The organism is Streptomyces lonarensis (assembly GCF_012033735.1).
Taxonomy (GTDB): Bacteria; Actinomycetota; Actinomycetes; order Streptomycetales; family Streptomycetaceae; genus Streptomyces; species Streptomyces lonarensis.
The window spans coordinates 17,820-27,172 of the sequence record NZ_JAAVJD010000053.1; the positions used below are offsets into that span (position 1 = coordinate 17,820).

The following is a 9,353-nucleotide window of genomic DNA, read 5'->3' on the forward strand; positions in this document are numbered from 1 at the left end:
GACGAAACCAGGGCATTGAGCGGGGGCGCACCTCCCGCATGACAGTGGCGGAGCTGTGACATTTGCTGCCGTGGACGGCGGGTCAGGCGCCGCGGCACCGACGCCGGCGGCCTGTCGCGCCCGCTCGGCCCGCGCGCCCCCGATGGCGCATAACCGCCGTGGGAGCCACCCGGCGGGCCGGCCCCCCGAGCGCGCCCGATGCGCCCGGCGAGTACGCCACCACCTCGCCGACCACGGGGCGCCCGGCACGGCAGTCCGGCGGGACCACAGCCGGCGCCGCCCGTCCGTCACCGACGGACGACCCCTCGATGCATCGGTTCAGGGCGGCCCCGAGCCCTCAGCTCAGGACCGGGGCAGGTCGTGCCGCCGACAGCGCCCGGTGAAGGCGAGCGCGAGAACGGGCCGGAGCACGACCGCGGGGTCGAGCGGCGGCAGGTGGCCGACGTATGCCGCCCGTTCCGCGTCGAGGTCGGAAGCGGATCGGGGGGCGCGGTCCCCTTCGCTCGCGGCCGGGACGCCGCTCGGCAGGTGACGCCCCTCCTCACGACGCAGCGGTTCGCGGAGCGCGATCGCGGCGGCGAGCCCGTCCGTGACGGCGAGAATCGCGCGGGCCGACGGCCGGGCGTCGTGATCGGCTGCCACCTCCCCGCACTCCTTGCCGTTCTCGACGGCCGTGACCACCCTCGCGAGCAGTCGCGCGTCGGCCTCGCGGGCCACGGCGGACAACTCCTGGTCGGCGAGAGCGGTGGTCAGCAGGTGCTGCCGCACCCTGTACTCGACGCCGCGTTCGGAGTCCAGCGGAAGCAGTTCGTCCAGTGCGCCCAACAGCAGTTCCGAGATGGGCAGCCGGGCCGCCTCGCCGCGACGGATCCGGTCGGAGACCCGTCGTTCCACGGCGGCGACGCAGTCCTGGTACGCGAAGCGCAGCAGCGCCTCCCGGCCGGTGAAGTAGTGCTGGATCAGGCCGACCGAGACCCCGGCCGCCTCCGCGACGCGCACGAAGGACGTACGGGCGAGCCCCTCCTCCGCCAGCACCCGCTGGTAGCCGCGTGCGATGTTCCGGCGGCGCTCGTCATGGTCCACAACTCTTGGCACATGACAACAGTACAGTCATACCGCTAAGGTTTTTGGTATGCCCATACTTTTTAAGCGCGGCGTTCCCGGGCAGGCCGATCGCCCGCGCGCCCGGCCGTGGCACCCCAGGCGCGCCGCGCTCCTGCTCCCGGTTGCGCCCGCTCTCGGCTGCGTTCTCCTGCTGACGGCGGCGGCGCCGTCAGCCCCCGGCCCCGCCGACGCGGCGGCGGCCGCACCGGCCCTTCCCACCGAGGCCGACAGCGTCGGCGAGGCTGCCGACGAGGCCGGCGCATACGTCCAGGAGCGGATGGCCGCCACCGGTGTGCCGGGCGCCGCCTACGCCGTGATCGGCCCCGACGGGGTGCACCACAGCGGCGCGTTCGGCGAGGACGGCCACGGCGCCCCGGTCACCGAGGACACGCCGTTCCTGTGGGGCTCCGTCGCCAAACCGGTCACCGCCACCCTGGTGCTGCGCCTCGCCGAGGAGGGACGACTCGACCTCTCCGACCCCGTCGGTGCCCACCTCCCCTGGTACGGCACGGACGACGACGGGCAGCCGACCGTTCGGGACCTGCTGCGCCACACCAGCGGTCTCCCCGCGGGGCTCCACCTCACCGACCGTCACGACACGGACCGCCGGCCCCCCACCGTCGCACGCCGGTCGGCGGCGCTGCCGCCGGTCGCCGAGCCGGGCGGCGAACACCACTACTCCAGCCACAACTACCTGCTGCTCGCCGCGGTGGTCGAGGCGGTCACCGACGAGGAGTTCACCACCTCGTTGGACCACCACGTCCTCGCACCGCTCGGCATGGTCGACGCGGTGACCACCCCGGCTGACGCCCGCGACCGGCTGCCGCCGGGCCACCGCTACGTGCTCGGCCAGCCGGTGGCGATGCGCACCGGGTTCGACCCGGCGGGCGTCGGCTACGGGTACCTCGGCGGCACGCTGCACGACCTCACCGCCTACGCGCGCTCCCAACTCGACAGCCCGCACGGCGACGAGGCCGACGCCCCGCCCCCGGTGTCCCGGGAGGAGCGGACCCTGGCGCACAGCCCGGCGACCGCCACCGGGGACGACCGCCACTACGGCCTCGGCTGGCGGAACTGGCCCACCACCGACATCGGCGTCCCCGGCGACGGGAGGGTCGTGTGGCACGGCGGCGCCACCCCCGGCTACCAGGCCGCCGTACTGCTGCTGCCCGAGAAGGGACAGGCCGTCGTCCTGCTGCAGAACGCCTACGGGTCGTTCCAGGAGAGCGCCCTGCTGGAGACCGGCTTCGGGCTGGTCGCACTGGCGCACGGCGAGACCCCGGTCCACAGCGGAGGGGAACCGGTCTACGGAGCGCTGCTGGTCGGCCTCGGGTTCGCGGTCCTGGTTCCGGCGGCGCTGCTCGGTGCCACCGCGCGCGGGGTGTTCCGGCGGAGCGGGCCGGGCAGGCGGGACGGCGCGTCTCCGGGAGAGACTCCCGCACCTCGAAGCGGGTGGCGCACGGTGGCGGTGTGGGCGGCGTGGGTAGGGCCGGCGGCAGCGCTGGCCGTCACCGCCGGGTGGGTGCTCCCCGGGCTCTGGGGGCTGAGGCTCCACGGGGTCTGGCTGTGGGCCCCGGACATCGCGGTGGCGCTCTGGGCGGTGGTGGTGACCTGCGCGCTGCTCATCGCGGCGCGCACCGCCACGGCGGTGTTCTCGCACCCGCGACGGGCACGCCGGTGAGTCGGGTCGGTGGACCGCGGCGGTGACGGGCGGGAGGTGCCCGGGAACGCCGGAGGGGGGCGGCACACGATGTCGTGTGCCGCCCCCCTCCCGGACGCCGTGGCGGCGGTGTCCGCGCGCGGGGACCGTCCGTCAGGACCAGGTGATCAACCGCTTGGGGTGCTCCAGGACCGCGGCCGTGTCGGCCAGCACCTTGGAGCCCAACTCGCCGTCGACCAGCCGGTGGTCGAAGGAGAGCGCCAGCGTGGTGACCTTGCGCGGCTTGATCTTCCCCTTGTGGACCCAGGGCATGTCCTTGATCGCGCCGAAGGCGAGGATCGCGGACTCCCCCGGGTTGAGGATCGGCGTGCCGGTGTCGACGCCGAAGACACCGACGTTGGTGATGGTGACCGTACCGCCCTGCATGTCGGCGGGGGCGGTGCGCCCCTCACGCGCGGTCGCGACCAACTCCGAGAGCGAGAGCGACAGTTCGGCGAGGGTCTTGGAGCCGGCGTCCTTGATGTTCGGCACGATCAGCCCGCGCGGGGTGGCCGCCGCGATACCCAGGTTGACGTAGTCCTTCTGGACGATCTCCTGGTTGGCCTCATCCCAGGAGGCGTTGACCTCCGGGTTGCGGCGGATCGCGACGAGGAGCGCCTTGGCGACGAGCAGCAGCGGGTTGACCCGCAGCCCCTCCATCGCCGGGTCCTCCTTGAGCTTGCCGACCAGCTTCATCGTGCGGGTGACGTCGACCGTGACGAACTCGGTGACGTGCGGCGCCGTGAAGGCGCTGTGGACCATGGCCGCGGCGGTGGCCTTGCGGACGCCCTTGACGGGCACCCGCCGCTCCCGGATCGCGGTCAGGCTCTGCGGCTCCACCGCCGGGGCGGTCACGCCGTCGCCGGCCGAGGGGGCGGCGGGCGCCGGCACCGCGGCCGCGTGGGCGGCGTGGACGTCGTCCCGGGTGACGGTGCCCTCGGGGCCGGTGGGCAGGACCGTCGCGAGGTCGATGCCCAGGTCCTTGGCGAGCTTGCGGACCGGCGGCTTGGCCAGCGGCCGGGCGCCGTGCGTGCCGTTGACCGCACCGTTGGGGGCGCCGTTGCGCGAGGCGCCCTGAGGCGCGGCGGGCGTCGCGGGTGCGGCGGGTGCGACCGGTGCGGGTGCGGCCGGTGCCGGCGCGGGCGCCGGGACGCGGGCGGTCTCGGCCGGTGCCGCGGCGGTGGCCTTGCGCGGGCGGCGCTTGGCGGTGCCGGTGGCAACGCCGTAGCCGACGAGCACCGGCTGCCGCTTGCCGCCCTCCTCCTCGTCACCCTCCGGAGCATCGGACGGCGAGGCGTCGGCGGCGGCCCCGGCGTCGGCCGCCGGCGGGTCGCCGGCACCGGGGTCGGTGTCGACCGTGATGATGACGGCGCCCACGTCGACCGTGGTGCCCTCATCGAACCGGACCTCGGCGACGACACCGTCGTAGGGGATGGGCAGTTCGACGGCTGCCTTGGCGGTCTCCACCTCGACGACCATCTGCCCATCGGTGACGGTGTCGCCGGGCCGGACCAGCCACTTGAGGATCTCTGCCTCGGTGAGCCCCTCGCCGACGTCGGGCATCTTGAACTCGCGGACGCGCTGTACGGCGGTCACTGTCATGACTCTCCTCGGCCTTCTCAGTACGCCATGGCGCGGTCGATACCGTCCAGCACCCGGTCCAGGCCGGGGAGGTACTCCTCCTCGACGCGGGCCGGCGGGTACGGCGCGTGGAAACCGCCGACGCGCAGCACGGGCGCCTCCAGGTGGTAGAAGCACCGCTCGGTGATCCGGGCGGCGATCTCCGCACCGGAGCCGAAGAAGACCGGCGCCTCGTGGACCACGACGAGCCGGCCGGTGCACTCCACCGACGCCTGGATGGTGTCGAAGTCGATCGGGGAGATCGACCGCAGGTCGAGCACCTCGACCGAGCGGCCTTCCTCCGCCGACGCGTCGGCGGCCTGGAGCGCGGTGCGCACCGTCGGGCCGTAGGAGGCGATGGTCAGGTCGGTGCCCTCGCGGATCACGCGGGCCCGGTGCAGCGGGGCCGGGATGCCCTGCGCGACCTCCTCGCCCTTGCCCCAGTAGCGGGACTTGGGCTCGAAGAAGATCACCGGGTCGTCGCACTCGATGGCCTGCTGGAGCATCCAGTAGGCGTCCGAGGAGTTGGCCGGGGTGACGATCTTGAGGCCGGCGACGTGCGCGAACAGCGCCTCGGGGGACTCGCTGTGGTGCTCCACCGCGCCGATGCCGCCGGCGTAGGGGATGCGGATGACGACCGGCAGCTTGATCTTGCCGAGGGCACGGGCGTGCATCTTGGCGAGCTGCGTGACGATCTGGTCGTACGCGGGGAAGACGAAGCCGTCGAACTGGATCTCCACGACGGGCCGGTAGCCGCGCAGCGCGAGGCCGATCGCGGTGCCGACGATGCCGGACTCCGCGAGGGGGGTGTCGATGACGCGGTCCTCGCCGAAGTCCTTCTGGAGTCCGTCGGTGACGCGGAAGACGCCGCCGAGCTTGCCGACGTCCTCACCCATGACGAGGACCTTCGGGTCGTTCTCCAGGGCCTTGCGCAGCGAGCTGTTGATCGCCTTCGCGATGGGGAGCTTCTCACCGGGTGCCATGTCAGCGGCCCTCCTCGTCGGTGTCCGCGAAGGAGGCGGCGTACGCGGCGTACTGGGCGCGCTCCTCGTCCACGAGCGCGTGGCCGTCGGCGTAGATGTTGTCGAACATCGACATGGCGGGCGGGTCGGGCATGGTGCGGATCGACTCGCGGACCCGCTTGGCCATGGTGTCGCTCTCCTCGTCGATCGAGGCGAGGAAGGCGTCGTCGACGAGCTGCTCGCGCTCCAGGTAGGTGCGCAGGCGCAGGATCGGGTCCTTCGCCTCCCACGCCTCGCGCTCGTCGTCGGAGCGGTAGCGGGTGGGGTCGTCGGAGGTGGTGTGGGCGCCCATCCGGTAGGTGAACGCCTCGACCAGCATGGGGCCTTCGCCGGTGCGGGCGCGCTCGACGGCGGCGCGGGTCACGGCGAGGACGGCGAGGACGTCGTTGCCGTCCACCCGGACACCGGGGAAGCCGTAGCCCTGCGCGCGCTGGTACAGCGGCACGCGGGTCTGGCGCTCGGTGGGCTCGGAGATGGCCCACTGGTTGTTCTGGCAGAAGAACACGACGGGCGCGTTGTAGACGGCGGCGAAGGTGAAGGACTCCGCGACGTCGCCCTGGCTGGTGGCGCCGTCACCGAAGTAGGCGATCACCGCGGAGTCGGCGCCGTCCTTGGCGATGCCCATGGCATAGCCCGTGGCATGCAGTGCCTGCGAGCCGATGACGATGGTGTAGAGGTGGAAGTTGTTCCCGTTCGGGTCCCAACCGCCGTTGTTGACGCCGCGGAACATGCCGAGGAGCTGCGTCGGGTCGACCCCGCGGCACCAGGCGACGCCGTGCTCGCGGTAGGTCGGGAAGACGTAGTCGTCGGGGCGCAGCGCGCGGCCGGAGCCGATCTGGGCGGCCTCCTGGCCGAGGAGCGAGGGCCACAGGCCGAGTTCGCCCTGCCGCTGGAGCGCGGTGGCCTCGGCGTCGAAGCGCCGGGTCAGCACCATGTCGCGGTAGAGGCCGCGGAGTTCGTCGGCGTCGAGGTCGATGGCGTAGTCGGGGTGTTCGACGCGCTGCCCTTCGGGGGTCAGCAGCTGCACCATCTCGGGGCGTTCCGCGTCGCCTGCGACGGCGGCGGCGGTCTTCCCGGGCGCGGCCTTCTTCGCCGGGCTCTTCTTCGCGGTGGTTTTCGTGGCGGTCGCCCCGGCGGGGGTGCGCTTGGCGGCCTTCTTGGCGGGGGCCTTCCCGGCCGCCGTCTTCTTGCCGGTGGTGCCGGTCCGGCCGGCCGACTTCGTCGACTTCGCGGCTGCGCCCGCCCCGGTGGACTCCTCGGGGGACGCGGCCGTGGCCGTCTCCGCGTTCGAGGCCGTCTTCTTGGTGGTGCGTTTGACGCCGCTGCGGCGCGTCGTCGCGCGCGCAGTGCTATCCACGGTCACGTGTGCTCCTCCGTCGGTCCGGCCACCGGGGTCTTCCGGGTGGGCCAGTGCGGCTCGCCCGGTCCGTACGGCGCACGGGGTGGGTGCGCGGCGGACGTACCGAGCGTGACTGTCTGTCGCGTCGATGGCCCGCTACAGAGCACGGTACCCATAGCCACTGCGCTGAGATAAGCGCCCCTGACCTGCGAAAATACCTGGATGACCAAGTACCTCGACGCGGCGTCGGGAACGGTGCTGGTCACAGCCTCGCAAGCCGTCGAAGGACACGCGCACCGTAACCCGCCCAACCGGGTTACGGGAAGAGCGGCGGCGAGGCACGCCCTGTGTGACACTGGCAGAGTGCCGAAAGACGGAAAAATCACGGTATTCCTGGTGGACGATCATGAGGTGGTCCGGCGCGGCGTGCACGAGATGCTCTCCCTGGAGGAGGACATCGAGGTGGTCGGCGAGGCCGGGACCGCGGCCGATGCCCTGACGCGCATCCCCGCGGCCCGGCCGGACGTGGCCGTCCTCGACGTGCGCCTGCCCGACGGCAGCGGTGTCGAAGTCTGTCGGGAGGTCCGTTCTCGCGACGAGTCGATCGCCTGCCTGATGTTGACCTCCTACGCGGACGACGAAGCGCTGTTCGACGCGATCATGGCGGGGGCTTCCGGGTACGTCCTGAAGGCCATCCGGGGTACCGAACTCCTTTCCGCCGTCCGGGACGTGGCGGCCGGGAAGTCCCTCCTCGACCCGGTCGCCACCCAACGGGTCCTGGAGCGGCTGCGGGACGGCGACGGCCGGGAGGACGACCGGCTCTCGCACCTCACCGAGCAGGAGCGACGCATCCTGGACCTCATCGGGGAGGGGCTGACCAACCGCGCGATCGGCGAACGGCTCCACCTCGCGGAGAAGACCATCAAGAACTACGTCTCCAGCCTGCTGGCCAAGCTGGGGATGGCGCGGCGGTCGCAGGCGGCGGCCTATGTGGCCCGCCTCCAGGCGGAGCGCCCGCGCCGGGCGGAGTGAGCCGGGGCCGGACGGCTCCGCCGCGGGCGCCGGCCGGGCCCGGCTCCACCGGCGTCGGCGGGCGCCCGGTGCGCACCGCTTCCGGTGGTTGATCCGCGAATCGCACGATGTCCGTTGTGGCACCGGTTGCACGAAGAGCCCGATTGATCCGGGACCATCGTCCGTCGATCAGGGACTTTCCCGGCCCCACCGGCCCCGCCGGGGCGGGCAGGCTGGATGCATGCCCGCGTACCGCCCGTCCGACCAGCTCGCCGAGGCGCTGCGGCTGCTGCCGAACGCCACCCACGGCAGGGCCGCGGTGACCCGGCGCGCGCTGCCGTTCGTCCTCGTCGCCCAGCACCTCGTCATCCGGGGCAGCGTTCTGCTGCGCATACCCTCCGGGCAGATCGAGAGCCGCGTACTGGACGGCACCGTCCTGGCGTACCACGCGCACCCGGAGGGTGAGTGGAGCGAGCACGCGCCGGGCGTGCAACTCGTCGGCCCCGTCAGCACCGTGCGCCCCACGGATGCCGAACGCGCCGCCTTCGACCGCTCCGGCGCGCGCCCTGCCGAGCTGACGCCGGGCACCGTGCCGGCGCCTCGCTCCGAGAACGCCGGAGCGGCCGCGGACCAGCCGCCGGAGGATCCGCCCGGCACCCTCTACGCGCGACTCGACCCGATGCTCGCCACGGTCCGGCCGCCCACCGCCGCTGCGGACGAGGACGCCGAGGACGCCGAGCCGGCAGCCTCCGCCGAGCCCGCGGCTTCTGCCGAAGAGCCGACCGCGGCGACCGGCGTGGGCACGCCGGCCGAGGCGTCGGGCCCGGTGCACCGCGCTGCTCCCTGATCGGCGGCCGCCGGGCGCCCGGCGGCGCTCACCCCGGCCGTCCGCCCGCGCCGTCTCCGGCGCCACCCGCACCGTCAGCCGCTGAAGGCGTCGCGGACCGCCGCGGTGTTGCGGGTCCACCAGACGATGAGCGCCGCGACCGCCGCGAACTGCGGGTCGGCCCGGTTGTCGCGCAGTTCGTAGTGCCAGCGGAGCATCCAGAAGTCGTTGAGCCGCTCCCACCAGACGCGCCGGGTCGCCGCGGCGAGTTCCTCGCCGTCGGCCTCGGTGGCCGCGCGGTACGCCCGCGCGTAGGCGCGCACCTTGGCGAGGTCCAGGCTGCCGTCCGGCCGGAGGAAGAAGATGACCGCCGCCCGCACCGCCTCCTCCGCGCGCGGTCGGATCGCCAACCGGTCCCAGTCGATGATGGCGAGCGGCTCCGTGGAGTCCGCGCCGTACATCAGGTTGTACGGGTGGAAGTCGCCGTGGACCCATCCGGCGGCGGGCACCTGTGCGCGGCCGGGCCGGCGGTGGGCGTGGACGCGGAGCATGGCCCGCCGTTCCAGGAGCCGGTGCTCGGCGAGTTCGTCGAAGCTGGTGCGGCGGGGGGTGCGGCGGATGCGGGCGAGTAGCTGGTCGATCACCGCGTAGGTGTCCTCGATGCGCGCCGACTCCCCCGCCGTCCCCGGCGAGCTGGGCAGGGCGCCGGGCGCGACGGCCCCGGCGCCCTGC

At 73.5% G+C, this 9,353-nt stretch carries 8 protein-coding genes; 3 read left to right on the forward strand and 5 right to left on the reverse strand.

Features of this window, described 5'->3' with window-relative positions:
* Positions 1-342 precede the first annotated feature (342 nt).
* Entirely contained in the window at positions 343-1,083 is a 741-nt protein-coding gene (locus HCN56_RS09715) for a TetR/AcrR family transcriptional regulator (protein WP_209312552.1), read from the reverse strand.
* 49 nt (positions 1,084-1,132) lie between these two features.
* On the opposite strand from HCN56_RS09715, the gene HCN56_RS09720 reads away from it, so the two are divergent.
* Positions 1,133-2,785 carry a serine hydrolase domain-containing protein gene (locus HCN56_RS09720; RefSeq protein WP_167969207.1) on the forward strand — a complete coding sequence of 551 codons (1,653 nt, stop codon included), beginning with the start codon at positions 1,133-1,135 and terminating at the stop codon, positions 2,783-2,785.
* A gap of 132 nt (positions 2,786-2,917) precedes the next feature.
* On the opposite strand, the gene HCN56_RS09725 is transcribed toward HCN56_RS09720, so the two are convergent.
* Genes HCN56_RS09725 through pdhA form a run of 3 tightly spaced genes read right to left on the reverse strand, consistent with a single transcriptional unit; the run spans position 2,918 to position 6,808 of the window.
* Positions 2,918-4,405, reverse strand: coding sequence for a dihydrolipoamide acetyltransferase family protein (locus HCN56_RS09725; RefSeq protein WP_167969218.1), 1,488 nt, complete (start codon positions 4,403-4,405; stop codon positions 2,918-2,920).
* A 17-nt stretch (positions 4,406-4,422) separates the two neighbouring features.
* Entirely contained in the window at positions 4,423-5,406 is a 984-nt protein-coding gene (locus HCN56_RS09730) for an alpha-ketoacid dehydrogenase subunit beta (protein WP_167969228.1), read from the reverse strand.
* A gap of 1 nt (position 5,407) precedes the next feature.
* Positions 5,408-6,808 (reverse strand): pyruvate dehydrogenase (acetyl-transferring) E1 component subunit alpha, encoded by a 1,401-nt coding sequence (gene pdhA / locus HCN56_RS09735; protein WP_167969237.1) that lies wholly within the window; start codon positions 6,806-6,808, stop codon positions 5,408-5,410.
* A gap of 339 nt (positions 6,809-7,147) precedes the next feature.
* Here pdhA and HCN56_RS09740 point away from each other — a divergent pair, with 339 nt between their 5' ends.
* Positions 7,148-7,816 (forward strand): response regulator, encoded by a 669-nt coding sequence (locus tag HCN56_RS09740; RefSeq protein WP_167969246.1) that lies wholly within the window; start codon positions 7,148-7,150, stop codon positions 7,814-7,816.
* Positions 7,817-8,036: 220 nt separating this feature from the next.
* Complete coding sequence (locus tag HCN56_RS09745) at positions 8,037-8,642, forward strand: PNPOx family protein (protein ID WP_167969256.1); 606 nt, start codon at positions 8,037-8,039, stop codon at positions 8,640-8,642.
* A 74-nt stretch (positions 8,643-8,716) separates the two neighbouring features.
* On the opposite strand, the gene HCN56_RS09750 is transcribed toward HCN56_RS09745, so the two are convergent.
* The coding region (locus HCN56_RS09750; RefSeq protein ID WP_167969259.1) for a phosphotransferase at positions 8,717-9,353 on the reverse strand (637 nt) is incomplete at its 5' end.

Excerpts from the sequence above, each read along its gene's own strand:
- HCN56_RS09725 (WP_167969218.1), bottom strand. The coding sequence starts at position 4,405 with ATGACAGTGACCGCCGTACAGCGCGTCCGCGAGTTCAAGATGCCCGAC.
- HCN56_RS09730 (WP_167969228.1), bottom strand. The coding sequence starts at position 5,406 with ATGGCACCCGGTGAGAAGCTCCCCATCGCGAAGGCGATCAACAGCTCG.
- HCN56_RS09720 (WP_167969207.1), top strand. The coding sequence starts at position 1,133 with ATGCCCATACTTTTTAAGCGCGGCGTTCCCGGGCAGGCCGATCGCCCG.
- HCN56_RS09745 (WP_167969256.1), top strand. The coding sequence starts at position 8,037 with ATGCCCGCGTACCGCCCGTCCGACCAGCTCGCCGAGGCGCTGCGGCTG.